The organism is Mycobacterium sp., from assembly GCF_035499775.1.
GTDB lineage: Bacteria > Actinomycetota > Actinomycetes > Mycobacteriales > Mycobacteriaceae > Mycobacterium.
This window is the reverse complement of the sequence record NZ_DATJYB010000059.1, coordinates 1-14,924: the sequence shown is the minus strand read 5'-3', so window position 1 is coordinate 14,924 and position 14,924 is coordinate 1. Positions and strand designations below refer to the sequence as shown.

13 protein-coding genes and 2 pseudogenes are annotated in these 14,924 nt (G+C 65.8%); 10 read left to right on the top strand and 5 right to left on the bottom strand.

The features are described from left to right. A pseudogene (locus tag VML93_RS03720) lies at positions 1-1,459 on the top strand (cyclase); the annotation flags it as partial. A 141-nt stretch (positions 1,460-1,600) separates the two neighbouring features. After that, positions 1,601-2,899 carry a PE family protein gene (locus VML93_RS03715; protein WP_325607803.1) on the top strand — a complete coding sequence of 433 codons (1,299 nt, stop codon included), beginning with the start codon at positions 1,601-1,603 and terminating at the stop codon, positions 2,897-2,899. 21 nt (positions 2,900-2,920) lie between these two features. On the opposite strand, the gene VML93_RS03710 is transcribed toward VML93_RS03715, so the two are convergent. Next, entirely contained in the window at positions 2,921-3,268 is a 348-nt protein-coding gene (locus VML93_RS03710; protein WP_325607801.1) for a VOC family protein, read from the bottom strand. 91 nt (positions 3,269-3,359) lie between these two features. On the opposite strand from VML93_RS03710, the gene VML93_RS03705 reads away from it, so the two are divergent. Next, positions 3,360-3,992 carry a GNAT family protein gene (locus VML93_RS03705; protein WP_325607799.1) on the top strand — a complete coding sequence of 211 codons (633 nt, stop codon included), beginning with the start codon at positions 3,360-3,362 and terminating at the stop codon, positions 3,990-3,992. Here the strand turns inward: VML93_RS03705 and VML93_RS03700 are convergent. Together VML93_RS03700 and VML93_RS03695 are read right to left on the bottom strand one after the other, a co-directional pair. After that, positions 3,989-4,335: pseudogene (locus VML93_RS03700) on the bottom strand (VOC family protein). The gene VML93_RS03705 and the pseudogene VML93_RS03700 overlap by 4 nt on opposite strands. Positions 4,336-4,371: 36 nt before the next feature. After that, complete coding sequence (locus tag VML93_RS03695; RefSeq protein ID WP_325607797.1) at positions 4,372-5,628, bottom strand: M18 family aminopeptidase; 1,257 nt, start codon at positions 5,626-5,628, stop codon at positions 4,372-4,374. A gap of 123 nt (positions 5,629-5,751) precedes the next feature. On the opposite strand from VML93_RS03695, the gene VML93_RS03690 reads away from it, so the two are divergent. Genes VML93_RS03690 through VML93_RS03680 form a run of 3 tightly spaced genes read left to right on the top strand, consistent with a single transcriptional unit; the run spans position 5,752 to position 8,340 of the window. Beyond that, positions 5,752-6,771: a Dyp-type peroxidase gene (locus VML93_RS03690; RefSeq protein ID WP_325607795.1), complete on the top strand. Its 1,020-nt coding sequence runs from the start codon at positions 5,752-5,754 to the stop codon at positions 6,769-6,771. Further along, the gene (locus VML93_RS03685; protein ID WP_325607793.1) at positions 6,768-7,571 is read left to right on the top strand and encodes a family 1 encapsulin nanocompartment shell protein; all 804 of its coding nucleotides are present in this window, start codon (positions 6,768-6,770) and stop codon (positions 7,569-7,571) included. Before VML93_RS03690 ends, VML93_RS03685 begins: the two co-directional genes overlap by 4 nt. A 28-nt stretch (positions 7,572-7,599) precedes the next feature. Next, complete coding sequence (locus VML93_RS03680) at positions 7,600-8,340, top strand: SDR family oxidoreductase (protein WP_325607791.1); 741 nt, start codon at positions 7,600-7,602, stop codon at positions 8,338-8,340. Positions 8,341-8,379: 39 nt separating this feature from the next. On the opposite strand, the gene VML93_RS03675 is transcribed toward VML93_RS03680, so the two are convergent. Together VML93_RS03675 and VML93_RS03670 are read right to left on the bottom strand one after the other, a co-directional pair. Next, positions 8,380-10,092: an MOSC and FAD-binding oxidoreductase domain-containing protein gene (locus VML93_RS03675; protein ID WP_325607789.1), complete on the bottom strand. Its 1,713-nt coding sequence runs from the start codon at positions 10,090-10,092 to the stop codon at positions 8,380-8,382. A 26-nt stretch (positions 10,093-10,118) separates the two neighbouring features. Beyond that, entirely contained in the window at positions 10,119-10,955 is an 837-nt protein-coding gene (locus VML93_RS03670; protein WP_325607787.1) for an SDR family oxidoreductase, read from the bottom strand. A gap of 125 nt (positions 10,956-11,080) precedes the next feature. Here VML93_RS03670 and VML93_RS03665 point away from each other — a divergent pair, with 125 nt between their 5' ends. The 4 genes from VML93_RS03665 to VML93_RS03650 all read left to right on the top strand — a co-directional run bounded on the left by VML93_RS03665 (position 11,081) and on the right by VML93_RS03650 (position 14,705). Then, positions 11,081-11,953 (top strand): alpha/beta hydrolase, encoded by an 873-nt coding sequence (locus tag VML93_RS03665; RefSeq protein WP_325607785.1) that lies wholly within the window; start codon positions 11,081-11,083, stop codon positions 11,951-11,953. A gap of 92 nt (positions 11,954-12,045) precedes the next feature. Then, a complete protein-coding gene (locus VML93_RS03660; RefSeq protein WP_325607783.1) occupies positions 12,046-12,732 on the top strand; it encodes a TetR/AcrR family transcriptional regulator in 687 nt (228 codons plus the stop codon). Further along, positions 12,725-13,387, top strand: a complete 663-nt coding sequence (locus tag VML93_RS03655; RefSeq protein ID WP_325607781.1) for a TetR/AcrR family transcriptional regulator — start codon at positions 12,725-12,727, stop codon at positions 13,385-13,387. Before VML93_RS03660 ends, VML93_RS03655 begins: the two co-directional genes overlap by 8 nt. A gap of 256 nt (positions 13,388-13,643) precedes the next feature. Further along, complete coding sequence (locus VML93_RS03650) at positions 13,644-14,705, top strand: zinc-binding alcohol dehydrogenase family protein (RefSeq protein WP_325607779.1); 1,062 nt, start codon at positions 13,644-13,646, stop codon at positions 14,703-14,705. The last annotated feature ends 219 nt before the right edge of the window (positions 14,706-14,924 follow it).

Sequence of the window (14,924 nt, the reverse complement as noted above, 5' to 3'; positions counted from 1 at the left end):
ATACGCCTTCTGCCACCCGCTGATTCGCGCGGTGGCCTACGAATCGCAGCTGAAATCCGATCGCGCCGAATGGCACCGGCGCGTCGCGTCCGCGGTCGAAGCACGTGACCCGGCAGCGGCCGACGAAAATGCCGCCTTGATCGCCGAACACCTCGAGTCAGCCGGCGAGCTGCATGCCGCGTATGGCTGGCACATGCGCGCCGCAACCTGGGCGACCTACCGCGACATCGCCGCAGCGCGACAAAGTTGGGAGCGCGCCCGAGCGATCGCCGACGCACTGCCCGCCGAGGACCCGAACAAGACGGTCATGCGCATCGCCCCGCGCACCATGCTCTGCGCGAACGCCTGGCGCGTCCATCTGAGCGTGGCAGGTACCCGCTTCGAGGAACTGCGGCAGTTGTGCACCGCCGCCGGGGACAAGGCGTCCCTGGCCATCGGGATGACCGGGCTGGTGATGGATCAATTGTGGCAGGACCGGATACGCGAAGCGTCGCAGCTGGCATCCGAGGCCATGGCCCTCCTCGGCTCGATCGGCGATCCGACCCTGACGGTGGGGCTGTCCTTTGCGCCGGCCTACGCCAAGGCTGAGAGCGCCGAATGGTGCCACGCGTTGCGCTTCGCACAGGCGGTCATCGACCTGGCCGACGGTGATCCCACGAAAGGCAACTTGGTTTTCGGGTCTCCGTTAGCGGCCGCCCTTCTGCAGCGGGGTACAGCCCGGTATTGGCTGGGTCATCGCGGATGGCGTGACGACCTGAAGTACGGCGTGACCATGGCCCACGACGCCGACCCTTTGACCTACGCCGCGGTCGTCGGCTACGTCTATTGCGTCGCGGTGCCGGTTGGTGCGCTGAACCCCGACGATTCCGCAATGCGCGAGATCGAGGACATCGTACGGACCGCGGAACGATCCAGCGATGACCTCGCGGTGGCCTGGGCCCGGATGGCACTTGGCCTTGCGCTGGTGCACCGCCACACGGATGCGGAGCGTGACCGCGGACAAACGCTCCTCGCTGAGCTCAGCGACCTGCTCCTGCGCCGCGGATACCTGCTGTGCGATTTACCGCTCGCCAACGTGTACGTGGCCCGCGAGAGGGCACGACGTGGGGATGGCGATCAGGCCACATCGCTCCTGCGCGCCGCCGTCGACCATCTGTTCCGCGAGGGCCGGCTGCTGATCTGGGGCACGTCTGCGACGGGTGTTCTGGTGGAGACCCTGCTCGATCGCGGGTCCGAGGCTGACGTGGCCGAGGCCGAGGCTGCGATCGAGCGGTTAGCTGCCGCGCCAGCCGATGACGGGCTGGTCATGCGGGACATCTGGTTGTTTCGGCTGCGCGCGCTGTCGGCCCGCGCTCGTGGGGACGAAGCCTCCTATCGCGACTATCGAGATCGCTACGGCGCGATGGCCGCGTCGCTGGGATTCGAAGGACATATGTCATGGGCCGAGTCGATGCCATGAGGGGCCAGCGCGCCGCAAGGCGCCGCGTCTCGCACCAGACCGACTAGCCTGCGCTCCCAGAACGGCCCATTTCAGTTTCTAACCTGGGTAACATTTTGTAGCTGTCCTGAGGTTGCCGCGCCAACGAGGATGGAGCCGCCGATGTCGTCATACGTGATCGCCGCACCTGAGGGCTTTGCCGCGGCGTCGGGGGACTTGACCGGGATCGGGGAGACGATTAAGGGAGCCGTTGCCGCGGCGGCGCCCTCGACGACGGGGATCGTCGCAGCGGCCGGCGATGAGGTGTCGGCGGCTGTGACGAGTCTTTTTGGCAGCTACGCCCAAGCGTTTCAGTCGCTCAGCGCGCAGGCGACACAGTTTCACGCCCAGTTTGTGCGTGCGTTGAGCGCTGCCGGGACCGCGTATGCGACGGCCGAGGCCGCGAATGTGTCGCCGCTCGGCACACGCAGCAGTGGTGCGTCGTCGGCGCCGGCGGCTACTGGCGCGGGGGTGACCACCGCGGCCACCGCCCCGGCCACCAACGGGGTAACCGGGGTCAAGGTGGGGTTCTCGTTCCTGGACATTCCGGTTGGTCCCATCAACTACGCCGCCCCCGCACACTGGTACTTCCCGACGCAGGCGGACGGCTCGGTGCATGCCAACGGCGTCATCTATCTGCAGCACGGCTTCGGGGCAATAGGTTGGTTCTACAACGATCTGGCCATCCAGCTGGCGCAGCAGACCGACAGCATCGTGGTCGTTCCCACCGTGCCGTCAATTCCTTTGCCGTTCGGCCTCTGGATAGGCGGCACGCAGATGCAGCAGGGCGTGGCCTCACTGTTCCTGGGCAGCGAGACGGCGCTGAACATCAGCGCGAATACCGCCGGTTACCAGGGCCAGCTGCCGGTGGATTTCATCATGTCCGGACACTCCGCGGGCGGTGGCCTCGCCACCGGCGCCGCCGGCGATTACATCGCGGACCTCGGGGCGGACACCGCCGACAACCACCTTCTCGGCGTACTGATGTTCGACGGGGTCGCGTTCAATTCCTCGGACTTCGCGGCCTCGATAGCCGAGCTGCAGGGGTTGAACATCCCCGACTATGTGGTGGCCGCGCCGCCCCAGCCGTTCAATGGTTTTGGCGCGACCACCGATGAACTGGTCAGTCTGTACCCGGGGCAGTTCGTCGGGGTCGAGCTGGTCAACGGCTCGCATGTCGACTCGATGTTGGGCGGGCATCCCGTCATCGACCTCGCCGCCCAGCTGGTGACCAGGTTCTCGCCGCCAGGCAACACCGCCGCCGTGTACACCCTGTCCGACGGCTGGATCAACGACATGTACGCCGGGGCGGGCCCGACCGACCCGATATACGGCGTCTATGGGCCCACCGGCGGCTACGAGTCACCCGGCGGGCAGCAGATCATTCTGGGCCAGGCCGCCGGGATCGTACTGCCGGTGTAATCGACCGCCGCGGAAATCGCATCACTGCCCGGCGACGCAGAACTGGTTGCCCTCCGGATCGGCCAGCACGACCCAGCGGAAGTTGTCACCGAAGCTGTGCCGGCCGACCTCGGTGGCCCCGGCCGCCGTCAATCGCGACACTTCGGCATCCACATCGTCGGCCCCGAAATCGAAGTGCACACGGTTCTTTCCGGGCGTTGGATCCGGCACCTTCTGAAATCCGACGCGGGGCCCTTCCGACCGAGTCACCGCGATGAATTCGTCTGGGATCAGTTCCTGGGTCTTACCGTCGAACACCTCGGCCCACCAACCGGCCAGCTTCGCCGGATCGCTGCTGTCGAACGTGATCATCTCCACCTTGAGCGCCATAACCGGATCGTAAGTGAGTGCACCGACAGAATCCGATGGCGCAGCCGGCCCGATCCCCTGACATCGCCAAAGCGGATCAACATAATGAGGCATGTCGCGTCACTGGCCGCTGTTCGACTTGAGGGTCACCACCCCGCGTCTGCAGCTGCGGCTGCCCAACGAAGAATTGTCTGACCAACTGGTCGACACCATCCTCGACCACGACCCGGAGCGGATGCCCTTTTCGTCGTGGACCAGAAGGCCCCGCGAGGAGTTGCCCTTCAACACGCTGTCACACGTGTGGCGGCAACTGGCCGGCTTCACACCGGATGACTGGTCCCTGCCGCTGGCCGTCGTAATCGACGGCACTGCCGTCGGAATGCAGTCACTCATGGCGAAGAAGTTCCCGATCACCCGTCAGGTAGATTCCGGATCGTGGCTGGGGTGGCGTTACCAGGGGCAGGGCTACGGCACCGAAATGCGCGCAGCCGCATTGTATTTTGCGTTCACCGAGCTAGGTGCGGAAGTCGCGGTCTCGACGTCGTTCGCTGACAACCCGGCTTCGATCGCGGTCTCTCGTCGCAATGGGTACAAAGACAACGGCGTGGATCGACTGACGCGCGACGGGACGATGGCCGAGGCACTGCAGCTCCGGTTGACCCGCGACGATTGGCAGCGGCACCGCACCGTCGAAGTGCAGGTGGACGGATTCGACCGCTGCCGGCCGCTGTTCGGTCTCGCCTAGTGACACATCACGCAGAACTCGTTGCCTTCGGGGTCGGCCAGCACCACCCAGCGATAGTTCTCGCCGAACTGATGCCGTTCGAGCTCCGTGGCTCCGGCGGCCGTCAGCCGCGACGCTTCGCCGTCGATATCGGCGGTGCGGAAATCTAGGTGCACGCGGTTCTTTCCGGGCGTGGGATCGGGCACCTTCTGGAATCCGAGCTGGGGGCCTTCCGGCAGGACCACCGCCGTGAATTCATCGGCCAGCAGCTCCTCGTGGTACCGCCGAACTGCTGTGCCCACCAGCCGGCCAATTTCGCGGGATCGTCGCAGTCGAACGTGACCATCTCCACCTTGGGCGCCATACTGATCGACTCTATGCCGCTGGCAGACGGCCGGCTTCACTCAGGCGACAAAAACGCTTGCATCGCAGCCGAATACGCACCCACGTCGTGCGCACCCATCACCTCACGAGCGGAGTGCATGGCCAGCTGAGCGGCACCCACGTCGACGGTGGGGATGCCGGTGCGCGCCGACGCCAGCGGCCCAATCGTGGTCCCGCAGGGCAAATCGGCGCGGTGTTCGTAGCGCTGCAGCGCAACTCCGGCCTGCCGGCAGGCCAGCTCGAACGCCGCGGCCGTACGTCCGTCGGTGGCGTACCGCAGATTCGGATGCACCTTGAGCACCGGCCCCGCGTTGACCTCGATCCAGTGGCCTGGCTCGTGGCGCTCCGGGTAATTGGGGTGCGTCGCGTGCGCCATGTCGGCCGAGGCCAGCAGCGACACCGGCAGCCGCCGCAGGAAGTCTTCCCGGGTACCGCCGGCGGCCAGCACGATGCGCTCCAGGACAGTGCCCAGCAGGTCAGACTCCGCACCGTGGTCCGACGACGAGCCGACCTCTTCATGGTCGAAGATGACCAGCACGGGCAGCACACCGCGCGGCGCCGAGGCCAGCAGCGCCTCCAGTCCCGCGTAGCAGCTGGCCTGGTTGTCCAGCCGTGGGGCGCTGAGCAGGCTGGCGTCGGCGCCGCTCACCCGCGACGGCGTCAGATCGTGCGTCATCAGGTCAGCGGCCAGCACATCGGCCGGCGAAACCCCGGCGCGCTCGGCGACATATCCGACGAAGGAGCCGACCGAGTCGCCAACACCCCACACCGCGTTGACGTGGCGCTGCGGGTCCAACGTCAGCGACTTGCGATCGTCGGCCAGGTGGATGGCCAGCTGCGGCACCCGCAGGATCGGATCGTCGATGCGCACCAGCCGGTCGCTGACTCCGGCGCCGTCCCGTACCGACAACCGCCCGCTGATGCCAAGGTCGCGGTCCAGCCACGAATTCAGCCAAACTCCCCCATATGGCTGCAGCGCCACCACCCGCCAGCCGGCGACAAGCCGGTCCGCATGCTGTTTGACCCGCAGGTTGGGGCTGTCGGTGTGCGCGCCGATAATTCGGAAGGGGCCGTCCGCGCGCTCACCGTTCCAGGCGACCAATGAGCCGGCACGCACGGTGAAGTACCGGCCCGGCTGGTCCGGCCAGCGGTCCGCCTCGCTGAGTTGGGTGTAGCCGGCCCGTTGTAGCCGTTCGGCCACCGTCGCACAGACATGAAACGGCGACGGAGACGCGTCGATGAACTCGCACAGGCCCGTTGCGCTGGCCGACATGTCCAACATCATGGCCGTTTGGGGACGGTGGGGTCCACGCTGGGTCCCAATTGCGCGGCTCCTTACATACGCCTTACTCACGCCGCTTTCGGCGCTCGCCGTCGCCACACTAAGGTCAGCAGAGTGCCTCCGGTTCAGCCGCAACCCATTCTCACGCCGTTGACGCCTGCCGCGATTTTCCTCGTCCTCACGATCGACGAAGGCGGCGAAGAGACCGTGCACGACGCTTTGACCGACGTATCCGGGCTGGCCCGCGCTATTGGTTTCCGCGATCCCACCAAGCACCTGTCGGCCATCGTCTCGATCGGCTCAGACGCCTGGGACCGCTTGTTCTCGGGTCCGCGGCCCGCGGAGCTGCATCCGTTCACAGCACTGACCGGACCGCGGCACACCGCGCCGGCAACGCCCGGCGACCTGCTGATCCACATCCGTGCGGAAACCATGGACGTCTGTTTCGAGCTGGCCGGCCGTATCCTCAAGGCGATGGCCGGGGCGGTCACCGTCGTCGACGAGGTGCATGGCTTCCGCTACTTCGACAACCGCGACCTGCTCGGCTTTGTCGACGGCACCGAAAATCCCGACGGCCCAATCGCGTTGAGCGCCACCACAATCGGCGACGAGGATCCCGATTTCGCCGGATCATGCTATGTCCACGTCCAGAAGTACGTGCACGACATGTCGTCCTGGGATTCGCTATCGGTCACCGAACAGGAACGGGTGATCGGTCGGAGCAAACTGGAAGACATCGAGATGGACGACGACGTGAAGCCGTCCAACTCACACATAGCGCTGAACGTCATCGAAGACGACGACGGCAACGAGTTGAAGATCGTGCGGGCCAACATGCCGTTCGGCGAACTCGGCGCGGGCGAGTTCGGCACGTACTACATCGGTTATTCGCGGACGCCGCGGGTAACCGAACAGATGCTGCGCAATATGTTCCTCGGCGATCCGCCGGGCAACACCGATCGCATCCTGGACTTCTCGACCGCACTGACCGGATGCCTGTTCTTCTCCCCTACCGTCGACTTCCTCGACGATCCACCGCCCCTGCCCCAGTCACCAACGCCCGCAACGCCAGTCACTCCCGATTCTCAGGACGGCTCACTGTCGATCGGCAGCCTGAAAGGAACAGCCCGATGAACAATCTCTACCGCGACCTGGCACCGGTCACCGAAGCCGCTTGGGCGGAAATTGAATTGGAGGCCACGCGGACGTTCAAGCGCCACATCGCCGGCCGCCGGGTGGTCGACGTCAGCGAGCCGGGCGGTCCGGTCACCGCGGCGGTCGGCACCGGCCGACTGATCGATGCGAAGGCACCCACCGACGGTGTGGTGGCGCACCTGCGGGCAAGCAAACCACTTGTCCGGCTCCGGGTTCCGTTCACGCTGGCGCGCGACGAGATCGACGACGTCGAGCGGGGTTCGCAGGACTCGGACTGGGACCCGGTCAAGGCGGCGGCCAAGAAGCTGGCGTTCGTCGAGGACCGCGCCATCTTCGAGGGGTACGCCGCCGCATCGATCGAGGGCATCCGCAGCGCCAGTTCCAACCCGGCGCTGACGCTGCCCGAGGATCCACGTGACATCCCCGACGTCGTCGCGCAGGCGTTGACCGAACTGCGGTTGGCCGGCGTCGACGGACCCTATTCGGTGCTGCTGTCTGCCGGCGTCTACACCAAGGTCAGCGAGACCACCGAACACGGCTATCCGATCCTCGAACACATCAACCGCCTGGTCAACGGCGACATCATCTGGGCGCCGGCCATCGACGGCGCGTTCGTGCTGACCACCCGCGGCGGCGACTTCGATCTACAGCTGGGCACCGACGTGTCGATCGGCTACACCAGCCACGACGCCGACACTGTGCAGCTCTACCTGCAGGAGACGATGACGTTCCTGTGCTACACGGCGGAGGCCTCGGTCGCGCTCGGCTCGCAGGAATAAAGACCGCCGCGCCTGCGCTTGACGGCGTATGGCAACAACATTGAGCGGCTCCACCGCATTGGTCACCGGCGCGACGTCCGGGATTGGCCGCGAAATCGCACTGCAACTGGCCGATCGCGGGGAGGAGGTCGTGGTGCACGGACGCAGCGCCGAGCGCGGCGCCGAGACCGTCCGCGATATCGAAAATTCCGGCGGCAAAGCGCGTTTCGTCGCTGCGGACCTGGGTAAGGCCGACGAGGTCCGCCGATTGGCCGCCGAGGCCGGAGCGGTGGACATCCTGATCAACAATGCCGGCATCTACCGGTTCGGCGACACACCCGACACCACCGACGCCGATTTCGACGAGCAGATGAACACCAACCTGCGTGCGCCGTACATCCTGGTGCAGGAACTGGTACCGGGGATGGCCGCACGCGGCAACGGCGCGGTGGTCAACGTGAGCACGCTGGCCGCGTCGACGCCGGCGCGCCAGGGCGGAATCTACGGTGCCAGCAAGGCCGCGCTTGAACTGCTCACCCGCGTGTGGGCGGACGAGTTCGGCGCGTCGGGAGTGCGGGTCAATGCGGTTGCGGCCGGCCCGACCGAAACGCCCGGCACCGCCGTCACGCCGGGTCTGGTCGAGGGACTGGGCGCCACCACCGCTTTGGCGAGGCCGGCCGAGCCGAGTGAGATCGCCAGCGCGATCGTCTTCCTCAGCTCGCCCGATGCCAGCTATGTCAACGGTGCCGTCCTCCACGCAACCGGCGGCCAGCGTGCGGTTTCGGCTTAACCCAACGGTTTTCGCTCGCCCCGACGCGCCCGTAGAACCCTAGAGGTCGAGCACTACGTCGCTGTCCGGGGCGGCTGAGCAGATCAGCACTTCTCCGGTAGCGGGCGGCTCCAGCGGCGGCTGGACGTAAATCGTGGTTCCGGCAACAACTCCGGTGACACACAGATGACAGACTCCGCTTCGGCACGAGAACCGGGTCGGCACGTCACAGGCCTCGGCCAGATCGAGAATATTGCGGTAATCGGACGACCAGTTGACCGTGAGTCCGCTGCGGGAAAACGTGACCGACGGCCCGGTCCCGGCTGGGCCGGCCGGTGGGTGCGGCGGCCTGCGCGGTGGCCCGTCGACGACGCCGGGATTGATTGCCGGCAACGCACCGAACAATTCGCTGTGGATATGCGCCGCAGCGAGTCCCGCCGCGGAGAGCGCATCACGCATGTCGGTCATGAATTGGGTTGGGCCGCAAAGATATGCGTCGGCATCGGCGGGCAAGTTCAGTGCCGCGATCGCCGCTCGGTCCAGGCGCGTGTGCTCTTGCGTGTAGAACACCTGCTGACGGGCGTTCGCCAGCGACTCGATCAGGGTCGTGACTTCGCTTGCAAACGCTTGAGTCTCACGATTGCGGGTGGTGTGCAGCCACCAGATGTCGCGGCCGCTGCGGGCAGCCGACAGGGTGTGCAACATCGCCAGCACCGGGGTGATCCCGATTCCCGCTGAGATCAGGACAACGGGATTGCCGGCGTCGATCAGGTAGAAGTCGCCACGCGGCGCGGCTGCCTCGAGCACCGCTCCCGGCTGGATGTGGGCGTGCAACCATCGGCTCACCCGGCCGTGCTCTTCGCTTTTGACGCTGATGCGGTAGCTGCCGGCAGCGGGGTCACCGGAAAGCGAATAGCTGCGCAGCGGCGCGGGCTCGCCGGCGCCGCGAACTCTCAGCGTCAGATACTGTCCGGGGCGCGGTGGCGGCAGCGTGCCGTCGTCCTCGGCCTTCATGCGGATCGACAACACCCGCGCGCTTTCCCGGCAGATCGCACTGACCCGTAACGAGCGAAATCCGTTCCACCCCGGTTCGACTCCGATAGACGGTGCCGTCTGCGGCGCGTCGTTATCGTGCGCCGTCAACAAGTCGCGGAACGATTGCTGCCAGCCGGGGCTGAGTGCGGGAAAGTCGATAATCTTGCGGAGTTGGTCGATATCGCGGTTCGGCAGATACAGCAGCGCGTCGACGTCGGCGACGCTGAGTTCGTGGCGGCCACGACGGGTCTGGACTATGTCGTCGCCGGCGCGGACCTGGCCCTCGGTGATGACCCTGAAGTAGAAGCCCGGGCGATGTTGGGAGACAAGCAGATTAGGCATCTGAGGTTCGTTCAGCCGCAGGCCGACCCGGAAGCACGTCACCCGCGGCTGGGTAACCTCGAATTCGGCGTCGCCGATGCGGTAGCGGTCCCCGATGCACACGTCGTCGTCGGCGAGCCCGGTGACGGTGAAGTTCTCACCGAAGTTTCCCGGTTCGAGATCGTCACGGTCCAAGTAGGTCTTCCAGAAGTCGTACGACTCAGCCTGATACACCATGACAGCGCGTTGTTCACCACCGTGCCCGGCCAGATCGCCTTGCCCGTCACCGTCGATGTTGAGGCGGCGCACCATAACCGGACCGTCGACCGGGTTCTTCCAGATCCCCGTGTATACGACCTTGTCCCGCCATTGAACGTTCTTGGGCATGCCCACATTCACCGACACCAGCCTGCCCACGCATGCCTCCTCGTTGGCGCTCGGACCTAAACCAGCGGACCTACAACCAGCGGTTCGCCGCCGTCGATCTTCAACGTCACACCGGTCAGGAAGGTGTTGGTCATCGCGAACAGCACGGCGTTGGCCACATCATCGCAGGTTCCGATTCGCCGCGCCGGGTTGCTGCCGGCGACGTGCTCGAAGTAGTCGCGTTTACCCTCGTCGCCGAGCGAATCCCAGGCGCCCGTATCGATGACCCCGGGCGAGATCGCGTTGACCCGTGTCGGCGCGAGCTCAACCGCCAGCGAGCGAGTCAGGAAGTCCACCGCGCCATTGGTGATGGCCACGCCCAGGTAGCCGACGTTGATCTTGAAAGCGTTGACGCCCGAGAACAACACGAACGAGCCGCCCGGATTGATGTGCGGTGCAAAATGTTTAGCCAGCATAGCAGGGCCGATGACTTTCGTGTCGAACGACAGCTGCAGCTTATGACGGTCGAGATCGGCAAGCTTTCCGCGGGCACGGGCGGAGGCGGTCGAGACCACGTGATCGACGCCGCCCAATCGGTCGGCGAGGGAGGCGATCGATGCGTCGTCAGTGATGTCGACGACCTCGGCGGTGATGTCGCTGCCGCTGTACGCGCCGGCGAGCCTGGCCTGGTCCCGCCCGGCCACGACGACGCGGGCGCCTTCCGATTGGGCCAGCAGGGCAATCGCCCGCGCGATCCCGCTGCCCCGTCCTACCACCACGACGGTCTTGTCCCGCAATGCGTTACCCATCGCGCGCTCACTCCTCCGGCTCGATGGACGAAAAGCCTCCGCAGCGCCGCGTAGGTCGCGCCTGAAATTGGGCTGGCTGACCCAGAATAATTCAACCTGGCGCACAGGTCAACACCATCCGGACACTGTTGCGCGCCGCCGGTTTTGGTGCATACTGGGTTAAACAACCCAGAAATGTTGCCGAGGCGGCTTTGGCACGACGCGCGGCCCCACCGCTCAGGAGGATTCTCATGCCGGCAGTTCATCATCGCTACGCCACCATCGACGGCCATCGGCTGTTCTTCCGTGAGGCGGGCGACCCCGCTGCGCCCGCACTGGTCCTGCTGCACGGATTTCCGACCAGCTCGTACATGTTTCGGAATCTGATTCCTGCGCTGGCCGACAGCTACCACGTGGTCGCACCGGACCATCTGGGCTTTGGCCTCTCCGATGCTCCGCCCGTTGAGGAATTCGACTACACCTTCGATGCGCTGACCGACTTGACCGCCGGCCTGCTGGACTCGCTGGGCATCGACAGATACGCGATATACGTGCAGGACTACGGCGCTCCCGTCGGCTGGCGGCTGGCACTGCGTGAACCGGCCGCGATCACGGCCATCGTTAGCCAAAACGGCAACGGTTACGACGCCGGGTTCGTCGAGAGCTTCTGGAAAGTGGTGTGGGCCTACCAAAGTGAGCAAACAGCCGACACCGAGGCCGCGGTGCGGCAGTTCCTCACCCTCGACGCCACCCGGTGGCAATACCTCACCGGCGTCGCCGACGAGACCTTGGTGGACCCCGGTTCCTGGTATCACGACCATGCGCTGATCTCGCGGCCCGGCAACGACGAGGTTCAGTTGAAGTTGTTCCGCGACTACGCCACGAATGCCCCGATGTACCCCCGCCTGCACGAGTACTTCCGCGCCACCGCGGTGCCGCTGCTGGCGGTCTGGGGTCGCGGCGACGAGATCTTCGGCCCGGCGGGTGCCGAGGCGTTTGCCGACGACTTGCCCGACGCCGAAATCCATCTCCTCGACGGTGGGCACTTTCTGCTGGAGTCGTCCCTGGACGAAGTGGCCGTGCTGATCCGCGACTTCCTCGCCAAAGCTCACGTGGCCGGCTGACCGAGTCCCGCGGGCGGCACGCAACAGCCCGTACTCTAATTAGTGGGCTGAATATCCCATAAATGGGAGCCGCCGCGGGTTAGCCTGACGCGATGGCCCATCCCCACGTCGACACCGAAAAGCGGTTGACCCCCAAAGGGCGTGCCACCCGGGATCGGATCGTGCAGGCGACGGCCAAGTTGATCGTGACCGAGGGCCTTGCGGCGTTCAACATGGACAGGGTGCGCAAAGCCGCCTCGGTGAGCGGTTCACAGCTTGCGCACTACTTCGCCGACAAAGGCGCGCTGGCGCGCGCGGTGGTCGCGCGCCAGATCGGTGTGGTGCTGGACTTTCACCGCCAACCCACGCTCGGGGAGCTGGATTCGTTCGACGATTTCGAGCGTTGGCTCGACCTCAACATGCGCTACCTCAGAAGCATCGGATTTGACGGCACGCCTACTTACCACGCCCTGACCGCGCAGCTGGCGAAGTCCGACGATGCCACCCGCGGCGCGTTGGGAGCGGGCTACTGGCAGTGGATCGAGCTGCTTGAACAGGCGATCCAGCGGATGAAGGATGACGGGATCCTGGTCCCCGCGGCTGACCCGCACAAGTTGGCGTTGGTGATGGTCAGCGCTCACCAAGGCGGTGCCACGCTGGCCTTTACCTACCGGGCGGAGTGGCCGCACGCCGATGCCACTCGCTTCGCGGTCAACTATCTGCGCATGTTCGCCACCGACTCTGACCAACGCGCCGCGCGCCCGCCGCGACGGCCCCGCACCCGGCGGCAACGTGTCTGACGACGGCACATCGCGGTTCACTCGCAAGGGACAGGCGACCCGGGCACGGATCGTGAGCGTCGCGGCCCGGCTGATGTTCGAGCGTGGCGTCGCCAACACCAGCATCGACGAGGTGCGCAGCACCGCCGGAGTGGGCGGATCCCAGATCTCGCACTACTTCCGCGACAAGCGCGATCTGATCCGCCAGGTCATCGCGGCCCGGCGGGGCGATGTCGTGGCATTCCACACCCAGCCGCAACTGGGTGCGCTCGACAGCCTCCAGGCCCTGCGGGCCTGGACCGACGCCTGTATCGCCGATATCGACACCGTCTACCGCCGGGGCGGCTGCGTCTATGGCTCGCTGGCCGGAGAGTTGATCGACGCCGACGACGAAGTGCACGACGATCTTTCCATCGGGTACGACGAATGGCTCGACCTGTTTCGCGACGGCCTCACCACGATGCGGCGCCGCGGCGAACTGCGACCCGAGGCAGACCCGCGTCATCTAGCGGTGTCGCTGGTCGCCGCCCACCAAGGCGGCGCGCTGGTCACCCACGCCACCGGCGACCCGGAACCGCTGCGTGTTGCGGTCAATGCCGCCGTCGACTACGTGCGTTCGTTCGCCCCCCAACCCGGGCCACGCAAGCGCCGGACCCGTCGCGAACCCAACTCCTGACGGAACTGCGGGCCTCGAATCTTGGCCTACACCCATGGACAAGTTTGGGTCTTTTAGCCCATAATAATGGGTTAGTTGGCCCAATCGGGTTGCCGAGGGGCGCGAGGGTCTCCCGTCGCGCATCGATATCCGAAGGCCCACTAACTATTTGGAACGAGGCAGGCAATGTCCGCTGGTCGACGCCGACGCCGGGTCGGTCGGCAGCCTGGCCGCCATTCCGTCATCTGCGGATGAATATCACTGGAAGGCAACCACTATGACCGTCATCAGCAATGACGCCGCAACCACCAATGCGCTGCCCACGGCGCCTGCTGTGGTACGTGACCAGCCCGGCGGCGAAACAATGCGTGCGATCATCCTGGACGGGTTCGGCGGGCTGGACAAACTGGTCTACACCGACATCCCCAAGCCGGTGCCCAAGGACGGCGAGGTGGTGATCCAGGTGAAGGGCTTCGGCATCAACCACGCCGAGCTGCACATGCGCAGGGGGGAATGGGCGGAAGCCGCCGAAGTGAGCGGCATCGAATGCGTCGGGATCGTCGACTCGTGTCCGGGCGGCGAGTTTCCGGTCGGCGCCAAGGTGGCGGCATTGATGGGCGGCCTGGGGCGCACCATCAACGGCAGCTACGCCGAATACACGCGGGTGCGCGCAGCCAATGTCGCGCTCATCGAATCCGACTTGCCGTGGTCACAATTGGCGGCGTTGCCCGAAGCCTATGCGGTCGCTTGGACATGCTTGTTCCGCAACCTCGACCTCAAGGCGGGCCAGACACTGGTACTGCGCGGCGCGACATCGTCATTCGGCCAGGCCGCGCTCAAGATGGCGGTGGCCGCCGGCGCGCACGTCATTGCCACCGCGCGCAGCCAAAAGCGTTTCCCGATGCTCGAACAGCTGGGCGCTTCGCGCGTCGAGCTGGAGCGGCGCGACCTGGCCGCTCACATCGCCGAAGCCAAGCAGATCGACGCCGTCCTCGACCTGGTGGGCAACAGCACCATCCTGGACTCCCTGGACATGCTGAAACGCGGCGGCTCCGCGTGCCTGGCGGGTTGGCTGGGCGGACTCGACCCGATCGGCGATTTCAACCCGCTGCTGCGCATGGCCAGTGGCGTGAACCTGAACTTCTTCGGCAGCTTCGTGTTTGGAGCACCTGGTTTCCCGCTCTCCGACGTACCACTGCAGGACATCGCCCAGCAGGTAGCCGACGGCAAGCTGGACGCAAAGCCGTCGCATGTCTTTGCGTTTGACCAGATCCACGAGGCGCACCGAGTGATGGAAGCCGGCGAGGCCGGTGGAAAGATGGTCGTCGTCCTGGACTGAATACCCAATCTAGTAACAGATTTCAGCCACGAAAGGACATCGCGATGGGTTTGGCATGGCAGCAGGGCCCGCTGGCGACCGGGTCGGTGGGGCACTTTCTCACAGAGCAGCCGCTGCCCGCGCGACTGCTGTTCGCTGAGCCGCTGCGGCGCCGCATGCGGGTGCGGTTCGCCGACCACTGGATCGCCGACAGCGAAGACGTCATCCTGTTCCACGAGC